The sequence below is a fragment of the Pseudomonas sp. P1_A1 genome, assembly GCF_056406935.1.
This window is the reverse complement of record NZ_JBFTZE010000011.1, coordinates 43,355-67,938: the sequence shown is the minus strand read 5'-3', so window position 1 is coordinate 67,938 and position 24,584 is coordinate 43,355. Positions and strand designations below refer to the sequence as shown.

The 24,584-nt window shown below is 60.4% G+C and carries 19 protein-coding genes; 16 read left to right on the top strand and 3 right to left on the bottom strand.

The annotated features are described in order from the left end of the window. The first annotated feature begins 136 nt into the window (after nucleotides 1–136). The 7 genes from AC1D2Q_RS17720 (at nucleotide 137) to AC1D2Q_RS17690 (ending at nucleotide 7,227) form a co-directional block, all read left to right on the top strand. Nucleotides 137–676 (top strand): TetR/AcrR family transcriptional regulator, encoded by a 540-nt coding sequence (locus tag AC1D2Q_RS17720; RefSeq protein ID WP_477814009.1) that lies wholly within the window; start codon nucleotides 137–139, stop codon nucleotides 674–676. A gap of 31 nt (nucleotides 677–707) precedes the next feature. Continuing rightward, nucleotides 708–1,541 (top strand): alpha/beta fold hydrolase, encoded by an 834-nt coding sequence (locus tag AC1D2Q_RS17715; RefSeq protein WP_477814008.1) that lies wholly within the window; start codon nucleotides 708–710, stop codon nucleotides 1,539–1,541. Nucleotides 1,542–1,589: 48 nt separating this feature from the next. Then, a complete protein-coding gene (locus AC1D2Q_RS17710; protein ID WP_477814007.1) occupies nucleotides 1,590–2,027 on the top strand; it encodes an acyl-CoA thioesterase in 438 nt (145 codons plus the stop codon). A gap of 97 nt (nucleotides 2,028–2,124) precedes the next feature. Continuing rightward, the gene (locus AC1D2Q_RS17705) at nucleotides 2,125–3,084 is read left to right on the top strand and encodes a tRNA dihydrouridine synthase (protein WP_064616984.1); all 960 of its coding nucleotides are present in this window, start codon (nucleotides 2,125–2,127) and stop codon (nucleotides 3,082–3,084) included. A 133-nt stretch (nucleotides 3,085–3,217) separates the two neighbouring features. Next, a complete protein-coding gene (locus AC1D2Q_RS17700; protein WP_305478220.1) occupies nucleotides 3,218–3,664 on the top strand; it encodes an Hsp20 family protein in 447 nt (148 codons plus the stop codon). A gap of 189 nt (nucleotides 3,665–3,853) precedes the next feature. Further along, nucleotides 3,854–4,552, top strand: coding sequence for a DUF1266 domain-containing protein (locus tag AC1D2Q_RS17695; protein ID WP_064616985.1), 699 nt, complete (start codon nucleotides 3,854–3,856; stop codon nucleotides 4,550–4,552). Then, nucleotides 4,549–7,227 carry a DUF805 domain-containing protein gene (locus AC1D2Q_RS17690; protein ID WP_477814006.1) on the top strand — a complete coding sequence of 893 codons (2,679 nt, stop codon included), beginning with the start codon at nucleotides 4,549–4,551 and terminating at the stop codon, nucleotides 7,225–7,227. Before AC1D2Q_RS17695 ends, AC1D2Q_RS17690 begins: the two co-directional genes overlap by 4 nt. On the opposite strand, the gene AC1D2Q_RS17685 is transcribed toward AC1D2Q_RS17690, so the two are convergent. The 3 genes from AC1D2Q_RS17685 to AC1D2Q_RS17675 all read right to left on the bottom strand — a co-directional run bounded on the left by AC1D2Q_RS17685 (nucleotide 7,224) and on the right by AC1D2Q_RS17675 (nucleotide 13,267). Beyond that, a complete protein-coding gene (locus tag AC1D2Q_RS17685; protein WP_477814005.1) occupies nucleotides 7,224–8,915 on the bottom strand; it encodes an Hsp70 family protein in 1,692 nt (563 codons plus the stop codon). The two genes, AC1D2Q_RS17690 and AC1D2Q_RS17685, sit on opposite strands and share 4 nt — an antisense overlap. A 99-nt stretch (nucleotides 8,916–9,014) precedes the next feature. Then, complete coding sequence (locus tag AC1D2Q_RS17680; RefSeq protein ID WP_477814004.1) at nucleotides 9,015–12,293, bottom strand: PAS domain S-box protein; 3,279 nt, start codon at nucleotides 12,291–12,293, stop codon at nucleotides 9,015–9,017. 83 nt (nucleotides 12,294–12,376) lie between these two features. Further along, entirely contained in the window at nucleotides 12,377–13,267 is an 891-nt protein-coding gene (locus AC1D2Q_RS17675) for a LysR family transcriptional regulator (RefSeq protein ID WP_018928099.1), read from the bottom strand. Nucleotides 13,268–13,425: 158 nt separating this feature from the next. Between AC1D2Q_RS17675 and leuC the strand changes: the two genes are divergently transcribed. The 9 genes from leuC (at nucleotide 13,426) to AC1D2Q_RS17630 (ending at nucleotide 24,520) form a co-directional block, all read left to right on the top strand. Further along, a complete protein-coding gene (leuC, locus tag AC1D2Q_RS17670; protein ID WP_019582119.1) occupies nucleotides 13,426–14,844 on the top strand; it encodes a 3-isopropylmalate dehydratase large subunit in 1,419 nt (472 codons plus the stop codon). 11 nt (nucleotides 14,845–14,855) lie between these two features. Next, a complete protein-coding gene (leuD, locus tag AC1D2Q_RS17665; RefSeq protein WP_018928097.1) occupies nucleotides 14,856–15,500 on the top strand; it encodes a 3-isopropylmalate dehydratase small subunit in 645 nt (214 codons plus the stop codon). Between the two features lie 130 nt (nucleotides 15,501–15,630). Continuing rightward, nucleotides 15,631–16,398: a class I SAM-dependent methyltransferase gene (locus tag AC1D2Q_RS17660; RefSeq protein ID WP_477814003.1), complete on the top strand. Its 768-nt coding sequence runs from the start codon at nucleotides 15,631–15,633 to the stop codon at nucleotides 16,396–16,398. 51 nt (nucleotides 16,399–16,449) lie between these two features. Next, entirely contained in the window at nucleotides 16,450–17,532 is a 1,083-nt protein-coding gene (gene leuB / locus AC1D2Q_RS17655) for a 3-isopropylmalate dehydrogenase (protein WP_007935187.1), read from the top strand. 68 nt (nucleotides 17,533–17,600) lie between these two features. Beyond that, complete coding sequence (asd, locus tag AC1D2Q_RS17650) at nucleotides 17,601–18,713, top strand: aspartate-semialdehyde dehydrogenase (protein ID WP_477814002.1); 1,113 nt, start codon at nucleotides 17,601–17,603, stop codon at nucleotides 18,711–18,713. A gap of 213 nt (nucleotides 18,714–18,926) precedes the next feature. Then, nucleotides 18,927–19,937: an aspartate-semialdehyde dehydrogenase gene (locus tag AC1D2Q_RS17645; RefSeq protein ID WP_477814001.1), complete on the top strand. Its 1,011-nt coding sequence runs from the start codon at nucleotides 18,927–18,929 to the stop codon at nucleotides 19,935–19,937. A gap of 208 nt (nucleotides 19,938–20,145) precedes the next feature. Further along, entirely contained in the window at nucleotides 20,146–22,815 is a 2,670-nt protein-coding gene (locus AC1D2Q_RS17640) for a motility hub landmark protein FimV (protein ID WP_477814000.1), read from the top strand. Between the two features lie 184 nt (nucleotides 22,816–22,999). Continuing rightward, entirely contained in the window at nucleotides 23,000–23,824 is an 825-nt protein-coding gene (gene truA, locus AC1D2Q_RS17635; RefSeq protein WP_477814114.1) for a tRNA pseudouridine(38-40) synthase TruA, read from the top strand. Between the two features lie 63 nt (nucleotides 23,825–23,887). Further along, nucleotides 23,888–24,520: a phosphoribosylanthranilate isomerase gene (locus AC1D2Q_RS17630; RefSeq protein WP_477813999.1), complete on the top strand. Its 633-nt coding sequence runs from the start codon at nucleotides 23,888–23,890 to the stop codon at nucleotides 24,518–24,520. The last annotated feature ends 64 nt before the right edge of the window (nucleotides 24,521–24,584 follow it).

Here is a 24,584-nt window from a genome sequence, read left to right as displayed (position 1 = left end):
GGCCCTTTTGTTTGTCTGGCGTTTGGCCAAATCTCCTTTTCCCCCCAAAACTGTTCTTCAGACCAGCGGTCACATCCACGACTTGCGAAAAATTATTATGAGAATAATATTCTAGTCGTAATATTCGGAGGTAACGATGAACGATAAAAAAGCTCAAACCCGCGAACGCATCCTCAAGGCTGCCAGTGCAGCGCTGATCCAGCGCGGTCCGGCCGAGCCGAGCGTGGGTGAAGTGATGGGCGCGGCCGGCCTGACGGTTGGTGGTTTCTATGCGCACTTCGAGAGCAAGGACGCGTTGATGCTGGAAGCGTTCAAGCAGCTGCTCAGTCATCGTCGTGACTTGATCGCCGACATGGATGCCGAGTTGACCGGCGAAGAGCGTCGCGCGTTGGTCGCAGCGTTCTACCTGTCGCGCAAACACCGTGATTCCACCGAGCAGGCATGCCCGGTTCCAGCGTCGATCAGTGAACTGGGCCGTCTGCCGGACGAATTCCGTGTGGCGTTGAATGAACATGTTGAATTGATGGTCGCGCAGTTGGCAGCCAGCCCGGAAGACACTGACAAGGCCTTGGCCGACATCGCCTTGATGGTGGGTGGTTTGGCGCTGGCGCGGGCGCTGGGGCCAGGAGAGTTGTCCGATCGATTGCTGCGCGCCGCCAAATCGGCGGTGTTGTGACCTAAAGGCATCCAGCCTGGGGAGATGAGCGATGAACACGTTGAGCTGGGTTCGTGGCGTTAATGGCACCTTGGGCTGGTTCGCGCCGAAGCTGGTGGCGAGCAAGATGCGTCTGGCATTCATGACCCCGCGGGAATTGCCGCCGCGTGATTGGGAATTGCCGCTGCTGGCGAAATCCGAGCGGATCACCTTGCGCTTCGGCCTCTCGGCGCTGCGTTGGGGGCAGGGTCCGGCGGTGTTGTTGATGCATGGCTGGGAAGGCCGGCCAACGCAGTTTGCCGCGCTGATCACGGCGCTGGTCGATGCCGGTTACACCGTGGTCGCCCTGGACGGCCCGGCTCACGGTCGCTCGCCTGGAAGCGAAGCCAATGTGGTGCTGTTCGCCCGGGCGATGCTCGAAGCGGCCGCCGAACTACCGCCGCTGCAAGCGGTAATCGGTCACTCCATGGGTGGCGCCAGCGCCATGCTCGCGGTGCAGTTGGGCCTGCGCACCGAAACCTTGGTCTCGATCGCCGCCCCGGCGCGAATTCTCGGGGTGCTGCGCGGTTTTGCGCGTTATGTGCGCCTGCCGCCCAAAGCCCGTTCGGCGTTCATTCGTCAGGTCGAAAAAGACGTCGGCATGCGCGCCGCTGCGCTGGATGTCGCGCACTATCAGCTCGACATGCCCGGCCTGATCGTCCATGCCGAGGACGACAACTATGTTTCGGTCAAGGAATCCCAATTGATTCACGAAGCCTGGTTCGATAGTCGCTTGTTGCGCCTGGAAGAGGGCGGTCATCAGCGAGTCCTGGCCGATCCGCGGGTGATCGATGGCGTGCTCTCGCTGCTGGCCGGTCGTAGCCTGCAATCGCGCCAATCGGCCTGAGCTTCCGTTACACTGCCCCGGTCGAAATAATCTGACCGGGAGTGGGGCATGGGCTGGGATCGAGCAACGCCGTTTATCATTGATCTGGAAGTGGGCGCCGAAGACATCGATGGGCTGGGCCACGCGAACAACGCGGTGTACGTGACCTGGCTCGAACGCTGTGCCTGGCGTCACTCGCAGCGGCTGGGCCTGGACCTGGTCGAGTATCGGCGGCTGGACCGGGCGATGGCGGTGGTGCGGCATGAGATCGATTACCTTGCGGCGGCGTATGAGGGCGATGAACTGCAGCTGGCGACCTGGATCGTCGATTGGGACCAGCGCCTGAAAATGACCCGCCACTTCCAGCTCAAGCGTCCCAGTGACAACTCGACGTTGCTGCGGGCGCAGACCACGTTCGTGTGCATCGAACTGTCGACCGGCAAGCCCAAGCGCATGCCGGCGGAATTCATCGAGGGCTACGGCCCGGCGTTGCAAGTTCCAAGCTGACACAGTCCGCACATTTGCCACCGTCCGGTCTGACGAAATACCTTCTGCACGCCGAAACCAGTAAACTGCCGCACGTTTTTCGTCGAGTGTGTTTTTCATGCAAATTGCTTTGGCGCCCATGGAGGGGTTGGTCGACAACATCCTGCGGGACGTGCTGACCCGTGTGGGCGGTATCGATTGGTGTGTAACCGAGTTCATTCGGATCAACGATCAGCTGCTCACGCCTGCCTACTACCACAAGTTCGGTCCGGAACTGCTGACCGGCGCCCGTACCGCCTCCGGTGTGCCGCTGCGGGTACAACTGCTTGGCTCTGATCCGGTGTGTCTGGCGGAAAACGCTGCACTGGCCTGCGAGTTGGGTTCCGAAGTCATCGACCTGAACTTCGGCTGCCCGGCCAAGACCGTCAATAAGTCGCGCGGTGGCGCCGTTCTGCTCAAAGAGCCTGAGCTGCTCAACGAAATCGTCGAACATGTCCGCCGCGCGGTGCCAGCACACATTCCAGTGACCGCCAAAATGCGCCTGGGCTTCGACAGTCCCGATGGCTCGCTGGTTTGCGCCACGGCCCTGGCTGAAGGCGGCGCTGCGCACATCGTGGTTCACGCGCGGACCAAAACGGATGGCTACAAGCCGCCAGCTCACTGGGAATGGATCCCGCGGGTGCAGGACGTGGTCAAGGTGCCAGTGTTCGCCAACGGTGACATCTGGAGCGTCGAGGACTGGCGCCGTTGCCGCGAGATCAGCGGCGTCGAAGACATCATGCTCGGTCGTGGCCTGGTGTCGCGCCCGGACCTGGCCCGACAAATCGCCGCCGCCCGCGCCGGTGAGGAGGTCGTCGAGATGACCTGGGCCGAGCTGCTGCCGCTGATTCAGGATTTCTGGCTGCAAGCCAAGGCCCAGATGACACCGCGCCAATCGCCGGGTCGCCTGAAGCAATGGCTGGCAATGCTGACCCGTAATTATCCCGAAGCGGTAGAGTTGTTCGGCGTCCTGCGTCGTGAAACCGAGCTGGATCAGGTCTCGCGTTTACTGGGGTTGCAGGTGTCTGAAGCCGCCTGAATCTGCTTGAAAAAAAAATCTGAAAATAATCTCTTGAAAAGTAATCAGCGGTCCTTATCTAAGGATTACGCGATGCCGAATTCGGGTCGCGGAGACAAAAAAACTTGCTGATTATGTTCAGGAGATTTGAATCATGAGTACTGCATTTTCCTTGGCCCCACTGTTCCGTTCCTCGGTAGGTTTCGACCGTTTCAACGACCTGTTCGAAACCGCCCTGCGCAATGAGCCAGGCAGCACCTATCCACCCTACAACGTTGAAAAATACGGTGATGATCAATACCGCATTGTTGTAGCGGCCGCCGGTTTCCAGGAAGACGACCTGGACCTGCAAGTAGAAAAAGGTGTACTGACCATCAGTGGCGGCAAACGTGACGCGGACGAAAACGTCACTTACCTGTACCAGGGCATCGCACAGCGCGCCTTCAAACTGTCGTTCCGTCTGGCGGACCACATCGAAATTAGGGCCGCCGAACTGCGCAACGGTTTGTTGAGTATCGACCTGCTGCGTGTGATCCCGGAAGAAGCGAAAGCCAAACGCATCCCGATCAATGGGGCGGAAAAACCGGCTCTGCAGCACTGAGTCATTGGAAGAAATACATTCGTCTGAACAGGCTGTAACCCGCTGAATGAAGGCCCCGACTTGTCGGGGCCTTTTTGTTTTTCCGCCAAAACGGTCATGCAAGCTTTACCGCCTTATGGCGGCTTCTCTACAATCCGCGCCAGTTTTGCCGACCCCACATTCTGCCTGGTCGGCCCGGAGCTTTTTTTCATGGAAGAGATACAACAGCGTTGGCTGTGCGGTCTTTCTGCGCCGATGGTGGCCCTCAATCCTCGTGCCGATTACGACGAGCCTGCTTTCTACTCCGATCCGCAATTTATTGACCTGCAATGCAGCTGGGGCATCAATGACCGGCCGCAGTTGTTGAGCATGCTCGAAGGGATGGCGGACGACGGTCATGCCTCACACCTCGATGGAGCGTATCGGGCGTGGCAGCGTTGCTTACCTGGCGAATGGCAGGCACTGCTTGAAACACTGTCCCCCCGTGAGCGCGATTTGCACGAATTCGCCGGGCGTACCTTTGGTGGATGTGGACCGGGTGGTATCAGGGCCTGGGATCTCGGGCGTATGGGGTTTCTCTTGCGCTGTGGCTTGCGCAATGAGTGGATCGATTTATCCGAGAGTCTTTGGTTGCATGCCCGACTGGCTGTAAGGGCGCAATACCATTACGGCAGTTGGTTTTCTTATTTCAACGGTTTCTTGGCTGGTCATGCGTTCTGGAGCTGTCTGGGTAACAGCGACGAACAGATGGCTCACGAGCTTGATCGGCAAGGGGAGTCTTCGGGTAGCGCTTTCATTGCACGAGGTCTTGCGCGCGACATCCCTTCTTTCCTGACCGACTTGCCCTGGCACATAGACCTCGATCCGCCGCCGCGCCCGGCGTCCCTGGGGGAGTTCGACTGGTCATGAGTTGCTGGACACGCTTGGGTATAGAGCCCACCAAAGATCAGGCACTGATTCGAGATGCCTACCGCGCGCGTTTGCCGCAACATCACCCGGAGAGTGATCCCGAAGGCTTTCAGGCGCTGCGTGTTGCCTATGAAAGTGCCACCCGCTTTGCCCGTCATGAAGAGGTCGAAGTCGAAGATGAGGACGCCAGTGTTCCCGAGATTCCGCAAACTTTGGTGGATTTTTACGCGTTGCTCGAAGATCCGGCTCGACGCTTCCATCCGCAGGCCTGGCGAGCATTTGTCAAAGCGTTGGATCAGCTGCCTCTGGACACACTTGATGACCTCAGTTGGGGGCTGTTTCACCCATTGACCAATGCCGGACCGTTGTCTTACCGCTGCGCGAATCTGCTGGCGCAACGAATGGGGTGGGAGCATCAACTGCTGGATCTTGAGTTCGAGCAGGCGAATAAAGTCGAAGAGTTCCTGCAACGTATCAAGAAGCCAGACCCGTTCGACACGACACTGATGAGTGGCTGGTCAGAGCCTGTGCAGATGGAAACCCTGTGGTATGCCCGTAGCCTCGACTACCTCTTTGAGCATCGGCCGCTCCATGAATTCGAAGACTTCGCCAGCCATCACACCTGTCTGCCGCTGCCGTCGGACGAAGTATTCATCAAGCGCTTACTGGTGCAGTTCACTCAAGCCGGTATCGGTGGTGCAGGCCTGCTGCAACTGTGCGTCGAACGACAAGGGCAAGCACCAGACGATAGCGATTGGCTTTATCTGTTGGCTTGCCAAAGCAGTTTGTTGGGCCTTGAAGATCAAGCGCTGCCTTGCTGGATCCGGCTCTGGCTGGAGTACCGTCATCCGAAGGCCGAAAGCTGCTTGCTGGAGCTTTGTGCCAAACGTCAGCCGGACTTTCTCGCACTGTTGATCCAGGCATTCGACCGTTTGGAAAATTTCCGTGACTGGTCCCATGACCTTGACGATGTTACTCAAGAATATGGCAGCCCTTCACAGCGTCCCGAAACGTTGGCTCGCTGGCTTGGGGTCGGGCAACTCGATCTGCAAGGTTTGGCAGGCGCATTTGTCGATTGGCGAATGACGGGGGATGAACTGCCTCTGCTGGCATTGCTGCTAGGAGAGCATGCGGATTCCCGCTTGCAGCGTCTATACCAGCATGCATGGGCCTTGCATCGTGGGGATGTGGGGTTGTTGCAACAAATACTGGACGAGCCGCATCCGTTCGATGCCCTTGAGGGGTTGGTGTTGACCGGGTTCAAGTATCAGGCAGAGCAGCAACTCTGTTGGTTGAACCAGGCGCCGATTCCGTTGGCAATGAAGGCCTTTCTCAACAGTCGTTCAGTTGAACCGAAACTGGCCGAGGAGCTGACAAAAGGCGAGCCGCACAAGATTTGCCGCCTGTGGCTGAGCAGGCTGCGGGGCTACGATCAGTCTGCCCTGGTGCGGATCGATCAGGTATTTGATTTGCTGGACGCAGAAGCGGACGTGAATTTGCGCAGCTTGAGTCTGCTGGTCCAGTTGGGGCAGCGAGGCGCAGTCCTGCCGGTCATTGCGCAAGGCGAGGCTGCGTGGCAATGGCACGCTCAAACAGTATTCCTGTTGGCGTTGTTCGTAGAGCCGGAACGTTGGCTGACGTTGATCGATACCCAATGTCTGGAGCGACTGGAGCTCAACCCGGCTCACCCTCTGAGTCGGCTTCAGCCGTTATTGCGGCGCCTGCAGCGCGAGCAAGGTAACTGCGCGGGTTTGCTGGGGTGGCTGCAAGGTACTGACCCGGTTCATGGCCTGCTCGTGCAGCAGCTGTTCAATGTGCAACAGGCCCTCGACAGCGCAGCACTGCCCACTAATGCGCAGCTCTATACCTGCATTGAAAGTGATCCTGATGCGTGCGGCGAGGATTTGCTGGGGCTGATGCTGCTCTGGGGCGTGCTGTATCACGACCCGAGCCTTGACGCCGAGCAGCATCGCGCACTATTGCAATCCATCGCCGCTATCAGCTGTGAAGATGGTTGGTTCGAAGCGTTTCGTAATGGTTTGATCAAAGGAGAGCCTGTTTGGCCACCGCGCAAAGTGCTGACGGATTTCGACGTCGACAAGCTGTTGGTCTATGAAGTCCTCGATACGCTGAAAAGTCTGATTCGTTATGGCGCCTCAGGAGTGCCCAGGACCAAGGTGCTGCAACAGTTGCAGCGTGGCAAGGATGACGCCGCGAACAGTGTGGGCCTGCGTCTGGCATTGACTGCCTTGCTGTCCTGGAGTGAGCGTCTGCTCCTGGCCAAAAGCGACACGCGCCCGGTGCCGTCCACTGCGGTCTGGCGCTTGGGCTCTCGATTGGGGCGCAAGGCGTTTATCGGGCAGGTGCTGGGAGGTGTGCTGATCACCCCGATCATGGTGCTGCTCAATGGCACCGTTGTCTTGGGAGTTGTCATGCTGCTGGGCATCGCGCTGTTGCTCAGTGCGATTCTGCGTCGGCTGCATGACATGGGGCGGGGGATTCCCACGCTGCTGATCTTTGCCTGTCTGACGCCGGTATTGCCGTTCCTGCCTCTGGTGCTGTTCGGCTTTCCCGGTGACAAGCTGCCTAACCGCTATGGTGTGCCGCCGGGCAGCGCCGGTGAGGACACGCTGCCCGGTGGCTTGCAGGCGACTCTGCGGCGGCTTAATGGCTAAAGGCGCAGCTGATCCAGTGCTTTATTGAGTTGTGACCGATGGCTGGCAATCTCCACCGATTGCTGGCCACCGAGCGCGGCGGTAAAAGTATCCAGCCAATCGGCAATTTGTTCGCGTTCGTCGCCCAGGCTTTGCGTCCATGCACGCTCCAGTCGCGCCAGCAGAGTGCGATTGGGCAGCGCGTCCCGTGGATGGATTTTCAGGGCTTTGAGCCGCTCATGGCTGCTTTTCCGTGATTGTGGGTCGAGCCCGGTGGGGCTGCGATCGATGCTGTGGCTGTGGCGTTCGCCGCTGGCCAGCAGGGTCACGTCGACTTCAAGCAAACCGTTGATGTCGTAGCTGAAGCGCACATCCAGGGCTTGGGTCTGGTCGCTGGGTGCTACCGCGACGTCGAAGGCATCGATGAAAATATTATCCCGCACCCACGGCCGCTCTCCCTGATAGACCTCGATATGGATGTGGTCTTGCTGCGGATGGGTGGTGTAGAAGCGTTGCACCCGAGAAGTCGGGATCACGGTGTTGCGTTCGATGATCGGCGAGAAGGCGCCGCTGACGTCCTCACCGCGACGGCTCGAAATGCCCAGCGTGTAAGGGCAGACGTCAGTGAGAATCAGCTCCTCGATTGCGCTGTCTCGGGCCTTGCACGCTGCCTGGGTAGCGGCGCCCAGTGCGACAATCGTGTCCGGGTCGAGGTGGCGATAGGGCAGGCGCCCGAACAGCGTGGCGACCATCTGCTGCACGGCTGGCATTCGCGTGGCGCCGCCGACCAGCACCAGGTTGTCGAGGTCCCGAGGCTTGAGCCGTGCATCGCGCAGGGCTTGTTCGATGGGGGCGCGCAACCGGGCCAGCAGCGGTTCCCAGGTCTTCAGCGCGGCGGCTTCATCCAGCGACCACTCACGCAAGGCGCCGGCGCCGTTCCAGCTCAGGTGCTGGGTGCCTTCACTGAGTTTGCATTTGAGTTGCTCCAGAGCATCGCCCAGGCTGGCCAACCCCTGGTTATCGATCTGTTGAGAGGTGAGTTGCCAGTCTTTCAGGCAGGCCTGCAACAACGCGGCGGTGAAGTCTTCACCGCCGAGGAAGTTGTCGCCGGTGGAGGCATGCACTTCGATCAGCGGCAGTGCGTATTCCAGTACCGTGACATCGAAGGTACCGCCGCCCAGGTCGAAAATAAGCGTGCGCTCGAACTTCTGCTCGTGCAGCCCGTAGGCCATGGCCGCGGCGGTCGGTTCGTTGATCAGCCGCGACACCGTCAGGCCTGCCAGTTCGGCGGCAAACAGCGTGCGTTTGCGTTGCTCGTCACTGAAATAGGCCGGCACCGAAATCACCGCCTCATACACCGGATGGCCTAGCCAGGCTTCAGCATCCTGCTTGAGCGAGCCGATCACCAGTGCCGACAGCTCTTCGGGGCTGAATTGCCGTCCGCCCAGTTCGAACTGTTTGTCGCTGCCCATAAAACGCTTGAACGCCGCCACCGTGCGTTCCGGATGGGTGGTCAGACGCGCGCGGGCGGCCTTGCCTACCAGAATGCTGTCGTCCTCATCGAGGCTGACCACTGAAGGGGTGAGGACATCGCCAAGGGCGTTCGGAATCAACTGCGCCTGAGCTTCCTGCCAAACGGCGATCAGGCTATTGGTGGTCCCAAGGTCGATGCCCAGCAAGGCCGGACGGGAGAGGGTTGCATCCTGCATGGTTGATCTCTTTGAGGCAGTACAAAAAAAGCGCGACCCTACAGGTTGCAAGAAAAACTGGCAATTGGAGCACCTGTTACGGAACGTCTCCCATGCGGACTATTTGAGGAGTTTCTGAAACTCCTCCACCAGCAACGGCCTGCTGTGCAAATACCCCTGATACAAATGGCAGCCCAGCCCTTGCAAGAACTCCAACTGCTCCAGGGTTTCCACCCCTTCGGCAATCACTTCCAGCTCCAGGCTGCGGGCCATGGCGACGATGGCGCGAATGATTTCGGCATCGTTGGGGTCGGTGGTGGCGTCGCGGATGAACGACTGGTCGATTTTCAGGGTGTCGACCGGCAGGCGCTTGAGGTAGGTCAGCGAGGAGTAGCCGGTACCGAAGTCGTCCATGGCAAAGCTCACGCCGAGTTTTTTCAGGCGACGCATTTTGCTGATGGTGTCGTCCAGGTTCTGGATGACGATGCCTTCGGTGATTTCCAGTTTCAGCAACGAGAAGGGCAGGTCGTGGCTGCCGAGGCTGTGCTCGATGCGTTCGACAAAGTCGTTCTGACGGAATTGCCGCGGGCTGATATTCACGCACAGGCTGAAATTGAGCGGGTCGATCAGGCCTTTGGCGATCAGGCTTTTGAAGGCCGCACAGGCTTCGTCGAGGATCCATGTGCCGACTTCCAGTATCAGCCCGCTGTCTTCCAGCACCTTGATGAACTCGGTCGGCGATTGCGCACCCAGTTGCGGGTGGTGCCAGCGCACCAGGGCTTCGGCGCCGGTAATGCGGTTGTTGCGGGCGTCCACCTGAGGCTGGTATTGCACGCTGAATTCACCCCGGGAAAGGGCCAGGCGCAGGTCGGTTTCCATGCGCAGGCGTTCGCTGGCGGCCTTCTGCATGGTGTTGTGATACATCTGCGTGGTGTTGCGGCCTGAGTCCTTGGCGCGATAGAGGGCGATATCGGCGCGCTTGAGCAGGTCGGTCGGGGTCGAACCGTGGTCGGGGATCARCGCGATGCCGATGCTCGGCGTCACTTGCAGGCGCTGTCCGTCGAGGAACATCGGTTCGGACAGCAATTCACGCAAGGTGTCCGCCAGTTCCCGGACTTGAGCGCTGACGTCGCTGCGCGAGCCTTCCAGGCCACTGAGCAGCACCACGAACTCATCGCCGCCCAGGCGTGCGACGGTGTCTTCCATGCGTACGCTGGCTTCAAGGCGCGCGGTGATGATTTTCAGCACCGTATCGCCCACCGGGTGGCCGAGGGAGTCGTTGATGTGCTTGAAGTGGTCGAGGTCGAGGAACATCAGGGCGCCACGCAAGTTGTGGCGCTTGAGCAGGGCGATCTGCTGGCTCAGGCGGTCCATCAACAGCGCGCGGTTCGGCAGGTTGGTCAGCGGGTCGTGGTAGGCCAGGTGACGGATCTGCGCTTCGGCATTTTTCAGCAGGCTGACGTCCCGGGCGGTCAGCAGCAGGCAGGCGGTTTCGTTGAGGGTGATCGGTTCCACCGAGACTTCGACGGTCAGCAACTCGCCGCGCTTGTTGCGCCCGAGCATTTCCAGGTGGTGAACCCGGCCCTTGATCTGTAGTTCGGCCAGCAACGCCGAGCGTTGTTTCTCCTCGGCCCAGATGCCGACCTGATACACCGTGCGGCCGACCACTTCATCGGCACGGTAGCCGGTCAGGCGACAGAAGCCGTCGTTAACCTCCAGGTAGCGTCCAGTGTCGCGCTCGGTAATGGTGATGGCGTCGGGGCTTGAGTGGAAGGCCTTGGCGAATTTCTCCTCGCTAGCCTTGAGCGCCGCTTCCGAGCGTTGCTGTTGGGTGATGTCGCGCAGGGTGGTGACGATGCACGGCTGGTCGCCGACGCTTATCTGGCGGCTGGAGATTACGCAGGTCAGCGACTGCCCGTCCTTGTGCTGAACGATGATCGCCACGTTGTTCAGGCCCTGTTCGCGGATGACCCGCTCGATCCTTTGCAGGCTTTTCGCCGAAGCGTCCCATAGACCGATTTCGTCGGCGCTGCGGCCAATGACGTCGGTGGTGCTCCAGCCGAACGTCTGGGTGAAGCTGGAGTTGATCTCGATGAATTGGCCGGTGTCCTGGCGCGTGACGCAGATCGGGTCCGGGCTGACCTGGAATAACGTGGCGAATTTCTCTTCCGACGCCACCAGTTGCTGTTCGCGCTCCACCTGATCGGTGATGTCCAGCAGTGTGCCGGCCATGCGTAGCGGGCTGCCCTGTTCGTCGCGATAGAGTCTGGCCCGGCTCTCCAGATAGCGCGAACTGCCGTCCGGCAGCTGCACACGGTACGTCAGCTGATAATTGCCGGCCGGGCCTTCGCGCAAGCTGCGGTAGGCGTCGCGCATGGTGCCGCGCTCTTCGTCAGGCACCCCTTCAAAAAACGCATCGAAGGATTCATGGAAGGGTTTGGGCTCCAGCCCGTGCAGCTGGGCGGCCCGCGCCGAGCCGTAAAGCATGCCGCTGGGAATGTGCCAGTCCCAGGTGCCGAGTTGCGCCGAATCGAGGGCCAGGTCGAGGCGTTCCTGGCTGTCTTTGAGGGCGTGCTCGGCGATTTTGCGTTCGGTGGTGTCAAGGAACGTGCTCAGCAGATAAGGCTGGCCTTCGAGTTCGACCTTTTGCGCGCTGAGAATGCCGTCGTGAACCTGCCCGTTGCTGGCGCGAAATTGCACCTCCATGTTGATCAGCTCACCTTTGGCCTTGGTCGCCTTGACCAGTTCCGCCCGTTGCTCCGGGTTGACCCAAAGGCCCAGTTCCAGCGTGGTTCGGCCGATAGCGTCTTGCACCGGCCAGCCGAACAGGCTTTCGAAATACTGGTTGGCTTCGCTGATCAGGCCGTCTTCCTGACGGGTCAGCAGCACCATGTTCGGGCACAGGTGAAACAGCGTGGCGAAGCGTTTTTCCGAGCTGCTCAGCGCTTGTTCACGCTGGCGCTGGTGGGTGATTTCGCGGATGACCCCGATCATTCGTGGCCGGCCGTTTTTGTCCGGCAGCAGGCTGCCGTTGATTTCCAGCCAGTGCAGGCTGCCGTCGGGCCAGCGGATGCGGTGGTGCATGGCCTGCTCCAGTGGAGCGCCGGCGATCACTGCATTGAAGGCGCGGATGGCTTTCGCCCGATCCTCCTGGGGCAGCAGGTCGAGGTATTCCAGATCCTCGGGCAATGGTTGCCGGGGATCGAAGCCGAACAACGCCTGAGTGCCCCGTGACCAGCTGATCTGCCCGCGCTCGATGTCCCAATACCAGGCGCCCAGTCGGGCACCATTGAGGGCCGCGAGCAACTGTGGGGCGCTTTCCCAGCTCTGCTCGGACCGTTTTGGGTCAATTGCCTGAATTCGCGGCATTGGCGGCATACGTTCAACAGATTTGGGCATGGATGACAGGCCTTGGGCTGAATTGGGCGTTAGGCACAGGGTTTTGGGGCTCTATAGGCGTAGCACAAAAGAAGAAGCACAGCTTAGCCGCGAGTCCCTGGCTGATCGATTTGCGCATCCAGCAAAGCCATGAAGGCCTTTGCCGCGTTCGACAGCGTCCGTTCGGTGTGCAGGATATAGCCTAGCTGGCGAGTGAGCTGTATGCCCGGCAAAGGTATGCGCGCCACTTGTTCATCCAGCATGGTGCGCGGCAAAACGCTCCAGGCCAGGCCGATCGAGACCATCATCTTGATGGTTTCCAGATAATTCGTGCTCATGGCGATGTTCGGCGTCAGGCCCTGGGCTTCGAACAGGCGTTGCACGATATGGTGGGTAAAGGTGTTGCCGCCGGGGAAAACCGCGGGGTGCAAGGCAATATCCGCGAGGCTGACCGCGCCGTTGCTGATCAGCGGATGCTCCGGGGCGGCCACGAAATCCAGCGGGTCGTCCCAAACGGGCGTGGCCTTGACCAATGTGTGAGGTTCGGGTGCCAGGGTGATGACCGCCAGTTCAGCGCGACCATGGAGGATTTCTTCGTAGGCCACTTCCGAATCGAGGAACTGAATGTCCAGTGCCACCTGCGGGTAACGTCGGGTGAACTCCCTTAATAAGGGTGGCAAGCGATGCAGGCCGATGTGATGGCTGGTGGCCAATGTCAGACGGCCGGTCACTTCGCCAGTCAGGTTGGTCAGGGCACGGCGGGTGTCATCCAGTACATTGAGGATCTGATAGGCCCGTGGCAGCAGGGCGCGGCCGGCTTCGGTCAGGCCAACTTCCCGGCCCAGTCGATCGAACAGTCGCACCTTCAATTGCTGCTCCAGCCCGGCGATGCGCTTGCTGATGGCCGGTTGCGTCAGGTGCAGCCGTTCACCGGCGCCGGAGAAGCTTCCGGTCTCGGCAATCGCGATAAAAGCGTTGAGGTTGGCGAGGTCCATAATGAGGTCTCAGTGGCATTCCAGTTGGTTATGCAAAGCATAAAAAATATGAATTTGAGTTATTTAATGTAACCCCCTAGGATCGACCTCACAAGCCAAGGGGTTATTGAATTACTCAAGATCCGGGGCATAGAAACAAGCTGATGAGGAACCGTCTGATGGCCGGCAAAACGCTCTACGACAAGCTCTGGGATTCGCATTTGGTCAAACAGCGCGACGATGGCTCTGCGCTGATCTACATCGATCGTCACATCATCCACGAAGTGACCTCGCCGCAAGCCTTCGAAGGCCTGCGTCTGGCCGGGCGCAAGCCTTGGCGCATCGATGCCAACATCGCGACCCCGGACCACAACGTACCGACCACCCCGGAGCGCAAGGGCGGCATCGAGGCGATCGTCGACCAGGTCTCGCGTTTGCAGGTTCAGACCCTCGACGATAACTGTGACGAATACGGCATCGTTGAATTCAAGATGAATGACGTCCGCCAAGGCATCGTCCACGTCATCGGCCCGGAGCAGGGTGCCACCCTGCCGGGCATGACCGTGGTCTGCGGCGACTCCCACACCTCGACCCACGGCGCATTCGGTGCCCTGGCTCACGGTATCGGCACCTCCGAGGTCGAGCACGTGCTCGCCACTCAGTGCCTGGTCGCCAAGAAAATGAAGAACATGCTGGTGTCGGTCGAGGGCAAATTGCCGTTCGGCGTGACCGCCAAGGACATCGTCCTCGCCGTGATCGGCAAGATCGGCACCGCCGGCGGTAATGGCCACGCCATCGAATTCGCCGGTAGCGCGATTCGCGACTTGTCCGTTGAAGGCCGCATGACCATCTGCAACATGTCCATCGAAGCCGGCGCTCGCGTTGGCCTGGTGGCCGCCGACGAAAAAACCGTGGCTTACGTCAAGGGCCGCCCATTTGCTCCGAAGGGTGCGGAATGGGATTTGGCCGTCGAAGCCTGGAAAGACCTGGTCTCCGACGCCGATGCCAAGTTCGACACGATCGTCGAGCTCGATGCCTCTCAGATCAAGCCGCAAGTCAGCTGGGGCACCTCGCCTGAGATGGTGTTGGCCGTGGATCAGAACGTACCGGATCCGGCCAAGGAAATGGACCTGGTCAAGCGTGACTCCATCGAGCGCGCCTTGAAATACATGGGTTTGACCGCCAATCAGGCGATCACCGACATTCAGTTGGACCGCGTATTCATCGGCTCCTGCACCAACTCGCGGATCGAAGACCTGCGCGCCGCCGCGGTGATCGCCAAGGGCCGCAAAGTGGCTTCGACCATCAAGCAGGCCATCGTGGTGCCGGGTTCGGGGCTGGTGAAGGCTCAGGCCGAATCCGAAGGCCTGGACAAGATCTTTATCGAGGCCGGTTTTGAATGGCGTGAGCCTGGCTGCTCGATGTGCCTGGCGATGAACCCGGACCGTTTGGAGTCGGGCGAGCATTGCGCGTCGACCTCCAACCGTAACTTCGAAGGCCGTCAGGGCGCCGGTGGTCGTACCCACCTCGTCAGCCCGGCCATGGCCGCCGCCGCCGCTGTGAACGGTCGTTTCGTCGACGTCCGTGAATTGATCTAAAGGAGCGCAGCATGAAAGCTTTTACCCAGCACACTGGTCTTGTCGCGCCTTTGGATCGTGCCAACGTCGACACTGACCAGATCATCCCGAAGCAGTTCTTGAAGTCGATCAAACGCACCGGTTTCGGTCCGAACCTGTTCGATGAGTGGCGTTATCTGGACGTTGGCCAGCCGTATCAGGACAACTCCAAGCGCCCGCTGAACAAGGACTTCGTCCTCAACGCCGAGCGTTATCAAGGCGCCAGCGTGTTGCTGGCCCGCGAGAACTTCGGTTGCGGCTCCAGCCGCGAGCACGCGCCGTGGGCACTGGAAGAGTACGGTTTCCGCAGCATCATCGCGCCGAGCTACGCCGATATCTTCTTCAACAACAGCTTCAAGAACGGCTTGCTGCCGATCATCTTGAGCGACGCTGAAGTCGATGAGCTGTTCAAGCAGGTTGAAGCGAACCCGGGCTACCAGTTGCAGATCGATCTGCAGGCCCAGACCGTGACCCGTCCGGACGGCAAAGTGCTGAGTTTCGAGATCGATGCCTTCCGTAAGCACTGCCTGCTCAATGGCCTGGACGATATCGGCCTGACTTTGCAGGATCACGAGGCGATTGCCACGTTTGAAGCCAAGCACCGCGCAAGCCAGCCGTGGTTGTTTCGCGACGCGTGATGTTTTGAGGTGACCGTTGAAAAGATCGCAGCCTTCGGCAGCTCCTACAGGTGCATGCCATTCCATGTAGGAGCTGCCGAAGGCTGCGATCTTTTGATCTTGAAAACCAGCAACCCAAAAGGAAGTCCCGATGACCAGCACCGCCCAGCACAGCCAGGTAGTCCAAAAACAATTCGGTGAACAGGCCTCGGCCTATCTGAGCAGCGCCGTACACGCTCAAGGCACCGAGTTCGCGCTGCTACAGGCTGAACTGGCGGGGCAGGGCGATGCCCGGGTACTGGACCTGGGGTGCGGCGCCGGTCATGTGAGTTTTCATGTGGCCTCGCTGGTCAAGGAAGTAGTCGCTTACGACCTGTCCCAGCAGATGCTCGATGTGGTTGCCGCCGCCGCTGTCGACCGGGGTTTGAGCAATGTGACCACGGTCAACGGCGCCGCCGAGTGTCTGCCGTTCGCCGATGGCGAGTTCGACTTCGTCTTCAGTCGCTATTCGGCGCACCATTGGAGCGACCTCGGTGTGGCCCTGCGCGAAGTTCGCCGGGTGCTGAAGCCGGGCGGGGTGGCGGCGTTCATCGATGTGTTGTCGCCGGGCAGCCCATTGTTCGACACTTACCTGCAAAGCGTCGAAGTGCTGCGCGACACCAGCCACGTGCGCGATTATTCTGCGGGCGAGTGGTTGCGTCAGGTCAGCGAAGCGGGGTTGCATACCCGCAGCACCACGCGCCAACGGTTGCGCCTGGAGTACACCTCCTGGGTCGAGCGCATGCGCACGCCGCAGGTGATGCGCGCAGCGATCCTCGAGTTGCAGCAATCGATGGGCAACGAAGTGCGCGAATATTTTGAGATTGAAGCCGATGGTTCGTTCAGCACCGATGTGCTGGTGCTGATGGCTGAACGATAGAATTTTTCCGGGCGCACTCGCGAGTGCGCCGACTGATGACATGAGGAAAGCATGAGCAAGCAGATTCTGATTCTCCCAGGCGACGGTATTGGCCCGGAAATCATGGCCGAAGCGGTCAAGGTGCTGGAGCTGGCGAACGACAAGTACAGCCTGGGCTTCGAACTGAGCCATGACGTGATTGGTGGCGCCGCCATCGACAAGCACGGCGTGCCGCTGGCCGATGAAACCCTGGCCCGTGCACGCGCAGCCGATGCTGTGCTGCTGGGCGCCGTGGGCGGCCCGAAATGGGACACCATCGAGCGTGACATCCGCCCTGAGCGCGGTCTGCTGAAAATCCGTGCGCAACTGGGCCTGTTCGGCAACCTGCGTCCGGCGATCCTGTACCCGCAACTGGCCGAGGCTTCCAGCCTGAAGGCAGAAATCGTCGCCGGCCTGGACATCCTGATCGTTCGTGAATTGACTGGTGGTATCTACTTCGGCGCGCCACGTGGCGTGCGCGAACTGGAAAACGGCGAGCGCCAGGCCTACGACACGCTGCCATACAGCGAAACTGAAATCCGTCGTATCGCCCGTGTCGGTTTCGACATGGCCCGCGTACGCGGCAAGAAGCTGTGCTCGGTGGACAAGGCCAACGTGCTGGCCTCCAGCCAGCTGTGGCGTGAAATCGTCGAGCAAGTGGCCAAGGACTACCCGGACGTCGAACTGAGCCACATGTACGTCGACAACGCCGCCATGCAACTGGTGCGTGCACCGAAGCAGTTCGACGTGATCGTCACCGACAACCTGTTCGGCGACATTCTTTCCGACGAAGCGTCGATGCTCACCGGTTCCATCGGCATGCTGCCGTCGGCGTCGCTGGATGCCAACAACAAAGGCATGTACGAGCCGTGCCACGGTTCGGCGCCAGACATCGCTGGCAAGGGCATTGCCAACCCGTTGGCGACCATTTTGTCGGTGTCGATGATGCTGCGTTACAGCTTCAATCTGCAGGATGCGGCCGACGCCATCGAGAAGGCCGTGAGCCTGGTTTTGGATCAAGGCCTGCGCACGGGCGACATCTGGTCGGCTGGTTGCACCAAGGTCGGTACGCAGGAAATGGGCGACGCAGTAGTCGCCGCGCTGCGGAATCTGTAATCTCTCTGGCCCGCTGCAATTTTCAACCTTGAAAGCAGCGGCCCACTTTTCAAGAAGGTGTAGTTGCGATGAAACGTGTAGGTCTGATCGGTTGGCGCGGCATGGTCGGTTCCGTGCTCATGCAGCGGATGCTGGAAGAGCAGGATTTCGATCTTATCGAGCCGGTGTTTTTCACCACTTCCAATGTCGGTGGCCAAGGCCCGTCCGTGGGCAAGGACATTGCTCCGCTCAAGGACGCTTACAGCATTGAAGAGCTGAAAACCCTTGACGTGATTCTGACCTGCCAGGGTGGCGACTACACCAGCGAAGTGTTCCCGAAACTGCGCGAAGCCGGCTGGCAGGGTTACTGGATCGACGCCGCTTCCAGCCTGCGCATGCAGGATGACGCGGTGATCGTGCTGGACCCGGTGAATCGCAAGGTCATCGACCAGCAGCTCGACGCGGGCACCAAGAACTACATCGGCGGCAACTGCACCGTCAGCCTGATGCTGATGGGCCTGGGTGGCTTGTTCGAAGCCGGCCTGGTGGAGTGGATGAGCGCCATGACCTATCAGGCGGCCTCCGGTGGCGGCGCGCAGCACATGCGTGAGCTGATCAAGCAAATGGGTGTGACCCACGGCGCCGTCGCCGATCAACTGGCCGATCCGGCCAGCGCCATCCTCGACATCGACCGTCGTGTTGCCGAAGCCATGCGCAGCGACGCGTACCCGACCGAAAACTTCGGCGTACCGCTGGCCGGCAGCCTGATCCCGTGGATCGACAAGGAACTGCCGAACGGCCAGAGCCGTGAAGAGTGGAAGGCCCRGGCCGAGACCAACAAGATCCTCGGTCGCTTCAAGAGCCCGATCCCGGTGGACGGCATCTGCGTGCGCATCGGCGCCATGCGTTGCCACAGCCAGGCGCTGACCATCAAGCTGAACAAAGACGTGCCGATCGCCGACATCGAAGGGCTGATCAGCCAGCACAACCCTTGGGTCAAGCTGGTGCCGAACAACCGTGAAATCAGCATGCAGGAGCTGAGCCCGACGAAAGTCACCGGCACCCTGAACGTGCCGGTCGGTCGTCTGCGCAAGCTGAACATGGGTTCGCAATTCGTCGGTGCCTTCACCGTCGGTGACCAACTGCTGTGGGGCGCGGCCGAGCCGCTGCGTCGCATGCTGCGGATCCTGCTTGAGCGTTAATCGATTGATGCAATGAAAGAACCCGCGCCTTGAAAGAGGTGCGGGTTTTTTATGATTGTTCAAAGATCGCAGCCTTCGGCAGCTCCTAGCATGGGTCGCGTGTAAACCCGATCCTGTAGGAGCTGCCGAAGGCTGCGATCTTTTGCTGTAAATTGCTTCACTGCCAACCACCCGGTAAAGTGCCGCTCCCCCCGTTTCGCCAGAGGTAGAACCATGAGCCAGTCCTTCGATATTGCCGTGATCGGCGCCACCGGTACTGTCGGCGAAACACTCGTCCAGATTCTCGAAGAGCGCGACTTTCCGGTCGGCAATCTGCACCTGCTGGCGAGCAGTGAATCGGCCGGACACTCGGTGCCGTTTCGCGGTAAGAACGTGCGGGTGCGGGAAGTCGATGAGTTCGACTTCAGCAAAGTCCAGTTGGTGTTCTTCGCCGCCGGCCCAGCGGTGACCCTCAGTTTTGCCCCGCGCGCTACGGCCGCCGGTTGCTCGCTGATCGACCTGTCCGGCGCGTTGCCTGCCAATCAGGCGCCGCAAGTGGTGCCCGAGGCCAATGCTGCAGTTCTCGCCGGCCTGAAAAAGCCCTTCCAGGTCAGCAGCCCAAGCCCTTCGGCGACAGCGCTGGCGGTGGTGCTGGCGCCGTTGCTCGACTTGCTCGACCTGCAACGCATCAGTCTGACGGCGTGTCTGGCGGTCTCTGCCCAGGGCCGCGAAGCGGTCAGCGAACTGGCCCGGCAAACCGCCGAACTGCTCAACGTGCGTCCACTGGAGCCGGCTTTCTTCGATCGGCAGATGGCTTTCAACCTGCTGGCGCAAGTCGGTGCGCCCGATGCTCAGGGCCACACGTTGCTGGAAAAGCGTCTGGTGCGCGAGCTGCGTCAGGTCTTGTCGCTGCCTTTATTAAAGATTTCCGTCACTTGCATTCAAGCCCCGGTGTTTTTTGGCGATAGCTATAGCGTGACCTTGCAGTCATCGAGCGCTGTCGACCTGGCGAAAGTCAACGCGGCACTGGAAACGGCGCCCGGTATCGAGCTGGTCGAGGCGGGCGATTACCCGACTCCGGTAGGCGATGCGGTAGGGCAGGACGTGGTTTACGTTGGTCGGGTTCGCAGCGGGATCGACGACCCGGCGGAACTTAACGTGTGGCTGACGTCAGATAACGTACGCAAAGGCGCCGCGCTCAATGCTGTGCAGGTGGCTGAATTGTTGATAAAAGACCTGCTGTAAAAGATACTTGGCGACAATTTTTCGAATGAATCCGACCGAGCGCTATGCCGGGTCGGAGTGCTTGAGGCGAGCCACCCCACAGGGCCTTGCATCGCATGAATGAAATGATCGCGCGCGACGACCCTTCGCCGCCGCGCGCAATGCCTTAGGGCAGCGACTATCAACACCTTCTCGCTGGCCGAGGAATGTTCAAACAAAGGATGAGGCTATGGTTCAAGTTCGCAAACTGGTGTTAGCAATAGCGGCCGCCTCGGCGCTGTCCTCCGGTATGGCGCATGCCCTCGGGCTGGGGGAGCTGACTCTGAAATCGACGCTGAACCAGCCTCTGGTAGCAGAAATCGAGTTGCTCGACGTCAAGGACCTCACGGCTGCCGAAGTGGTGCCGAGCCTGGCCTCGCCCGAAGATTTCGCCAAGGCCGGCGTCGACCGTCAGGCGTTCCTCAACGACCTGACTTTCACGCCGGTGCTTAACGCCAGCGGCAAAAGCATCCTGCGCATCACCTCCAGCAAACCGCTGTCTGAACCGATGGTGAAATTCCTGGTTCAGGTGATGTGGCCAAGCGGTCGTCTGCTGCGCGATTACAGCGTGCTGCTCGATCCGTCCAAATTCTCGCCACAAACCGCCGATGCCGCCGCGCAACCGGCGCCAGCCCAGGCGGTGACCGCGCCAGTTACCGGCGCGACCAAATCGACCCAATACACCACCACGCCGCGCGATACCCTGTGGGAAATCGCCGCCAAGGCGCGTAACGGCGCATCGATCCAGCAAACCATGTTGGCCATCCAGGCGTTGAACCCGGATGCGTTCATCGACGGCAACATCAACCGACTGAAAGCTGGTCAGGTGCTGCGTCTGCCCGATCAAGTGCAGAGCGCCAACCTGCCGCAACCCAAGGCCATTGCTGAAGTCGCGGCGCAGAACTCTGCATGGCGCCAGGGGCGTCGCTATGTGGCGAAGCCCGGAAGCGGGCAGCAACAACTCGATGCCACCAAGCGTGCTCGCGGTGAAGGTGCTTCGTCGCAAGCCGCCACGGACAAGCTGAGCCTGGTGTCTGCCGATACCGGCAAGGGGCGTGGCAAAGGTGCTGCCGGTGACGCGAAAGCCTTGAGCAACAAGCTGGCCGTGACTCAGGAAAGCCTCGACACGGCTCGCCGTGACAACGCTGAACTGAAAAGCCGCATGAACGACCTGCAAAGCCAGGTGGACAAGCTGCAACGCCTGATCGAGCTGAAGAACAATCAGTTGGCCAAGCTGCAGGCCGAAGGCGATGCGGGCGCACCGGCGGCGGCCACGACGACTCCGGCGATGTCGGCCCAGCTGGCGAGCAATCCTGCCGCAAAAACTGCGGACGTGGCTCCAGTCGCTCCGGCGCCAGAGGCTGGTGCACCGGAAGTCGTTCCAGCACCGCCCGTCGAACCGACACCTGTGGCGTCCGAGGAGCAGAAATTCAACGAACTGCTGACCAACCCGATCCTGCTGGGTCTGGTGGGCGGCGGTGCGGTGGTTCTGCTGCTCTTGCTGCTGTTGCTGGCCCGTCGCCGCAAAGCTCAACAAGAAGCAGAAAAACATCTGCGCATGGCCCGTGCCTTGGCCGAGGAGCAAGAGTTTTCCGCCGACCTCGACCTGCCGGAAAGCAGCTTCGAAGGCCTGGAGGTTCCGCCGCCAAGCGTGAAACTCGCGACCGCACCAACGCCTGCACCTGCACCGGCCCCGGTAATTGCCCCGGTTGTGGTGACGCCACCGATCGCTGCGCCGTTGGTTGCGCCTGCCGCCGAACGCTCTGACGACGTCTTGGCCCAGGCTCAGTCGCACATCGCGGCCGGTCGCCTGAATCAGGCTGCCGCGTTGCTGGAAGACGCTATCAAGCAAGAGCCGCAACGCAGCGACCTGCGCCTGAAGCTGATGGAAGTCTACGGTCAGCAGGGCGATCGCGATGCGTTCGTCGCTCAGGAGCGTCAGCTGGTGGCCAACGGCGACAACTTCGCCCGGGTCGAACAGCTGAGAAGCCGCTTCCCGGCCATGGTGGTCGCGGCGGTGGGCGGTCTGGCCGCCGCGGCTGTCGCCGCCGAGCTGGACGCACAGTACGTCAAGGACCTGCTGCTGGACGAGCCGCAAGCCCCGGAACCGGCATTGGCTGACTTTGACAGTGCTTTCGATCTGAGTCTCGACGATCTGGAAGCGGTTACTCCGATCGCCCCTGCGGTTGCAGTCGAGCCAGCACCGCAACCACAGCCAGCACCAGAACCAGAACCAGAACCAGAGTCTCTGGCTGAGCTGGACGAGTTTCCGCTGGACGACGACCTGAGCTTTGAGTCGGTGTTGCAACAACAGACTGAAATCAAGGAAAGCCTCGACGATCTGTCGGACTTCGACCTGGACATGGATCTGGGTGGCGATGCTTCCCCGGAGACTCTGGCTGAAGACGACTTCCTGCTGAGCCTGGATGACGACCTCAAGGACTTGCCTGTCGCTGAAGCACCGACCCTCACTGAAGCGCCAAAGGTGACTGAGACGCCGCTCGACGACCTGGAGTTGCCGGCTGATTTCGATTTGTCGCTGGCCGATGAAATGGACGCTACCCCGGATCAGCCTGACGCCTTTGAAAACGAACTCAACGACGTCAATGCCGAGCTGGATCGTTTGTCCCAGAGCCTCGGCGAGCCAAGCTTCACCGAGGAAGACGCTTTGGCTTCCGCAGACGATGAGCTCGATTTCCTCTCTGGCACCGATGAGGTCGCCACCAAGCTTGACCTGGCCCAGGCCTACATCGACATGGGCGACAATGACGGCGCTCGGGACATCCTCAATGAGGTGGTGACCGAGGGCGATGCGGGTCAGAAGAGCGAAGCCAAGGAAATGCTCTCGCGTCTGGCGTGAATCGTCGGTAAGGCGTAAACAAAACGGCAGCCCATCAAGGCTGCCGTTTTTGTTTGGGGGATGCGCATTCAATGTCGTGTCACAGTTACACTGGTATCCCGGTCCGCCGGCCTTATAATGCCTGTCTTTGCGTAGATCAGCAGGCTGTCACCCCTTGGCAAATATAGATAATCCGGCCGCCGAAATGGCGGCCGACGGCTTTTTCCGGATCGCGTTGGGCGTTGAATACAAAGGTTCGCGTTATCGCGGCTGGCAACGTCAGGCCTCCGGTGTGGACACGGTGCAGGAGCTTCTTGAAAAGGCCTTGTCCAAAGTCGCCGACTCACCCGTGTCGCTGCATTGCGCCGGGCGCACCGACGCCGGTGTGCATGCTTGCGGCCAAGTGGTGCATTTCGATACCCAGGTAGAGCGCTCGATGAAGGCCTGGGTCATGGGTGCCAACATCAACTTGCCGCACGACATCAGTGTCAGCTGGGCCAAGGTCATGCCGGCGCATTTCCATGCGCGGTTCAAAGCCATCGCCCGGCGCTATCGCTACGTGATCTACAACGATCAGATCCGTCCGGCGCACCTGAACGAAGAGATCACCTGGAACCACCGTCCGCTGGACGTCGATCGCATGTCCGAGGCCGCTCAGTACCTGGTCGGCACCCACGACTTCAGCGCTTTTCGCGCCGGCCAGTGCCAGGCCAAGTCGCCGATCAAGGAGCTGCATCACCTGCGCGTTACCCGCCATGGCAAAATGATCGTGCTGGATATCCGTGCCAGCGCGTTCCTGCACCACATGGTGCGCAACATCGCAGGCGTCTTGATGACTATCGGTGCTGGCGAGCGTCCCGTGGAGTGGATGAAAGAGGTGCTGGAGAGTCGCATTCGCCGTTCCGGTGGGGTGACGGCTCATCCGTTTGGCCTATATCTGGTACAGGTCGAGTATCGCGACGAGTTCGAATTGCCCGAGCGTTACATCGGTCCACACTTCCTCACCGGCTTCTCGGAACTTGACGGCTGACGCCTTCGAACGCTTTTGATACCATCCGGGACTTTCCCGGAATTGCCCTGAGGTTCTATCGACATGTCGGCCGTTCGCAGCAAAATTTGTGGGATTACCCGCATAGAGGATGCGTTGGCGGCGGTTGAGGCCGGGGCCGATGCCATCGGATTTGTGTTCTACGCCAAAAGCCCGCGGGCCGTGACGTTCCAGCAGGCGAGGGCGATCATCAAGGCCTTGCCGCCGTTCGTGACCACCGTGGGTTTGTTCGTCAACGCCAGCCGTTGCGAGTTGGGGGAAATCCTCGACGCCGTGCCACTGGACCTGTTGCAGTTCCATGGCGACGAAACCGCCGCTGATTGCGAAGGCTGGCACCGACCGTACATCAAGGCATTGCGGGTCAAGGCCGGTGATGACATCGCGGCAGCTTGTGACGCATACCCAAGTGCCGGCGGTATTTTGCTCGACGCCTATGTCGAAGGTGTTCCCGGTGGAACCGGTGAAGCCTTCGACTGGTCACTGATACCGCAAGGCTTGAGCAAACCAATCATCCTGGCGGGTGGCTTGACGCCAGACAACGTCGCCGAGGCGATTGCCCGGGTTCGGCCTTACGCGGTGGACGTCAGCGGAGGGGTAGAGGCGAGCAAGGGCATCAAGGATCACGCAAAGATTCAGGCATTCATCAAGGCGGTACGCGGTAGCACGTCGTTGATGTGACGGCTGGCAGACTGCCGCCGTCCACTGCTCTGTACAAAAGAGGTGCACCTGCACAAAGCAGGCA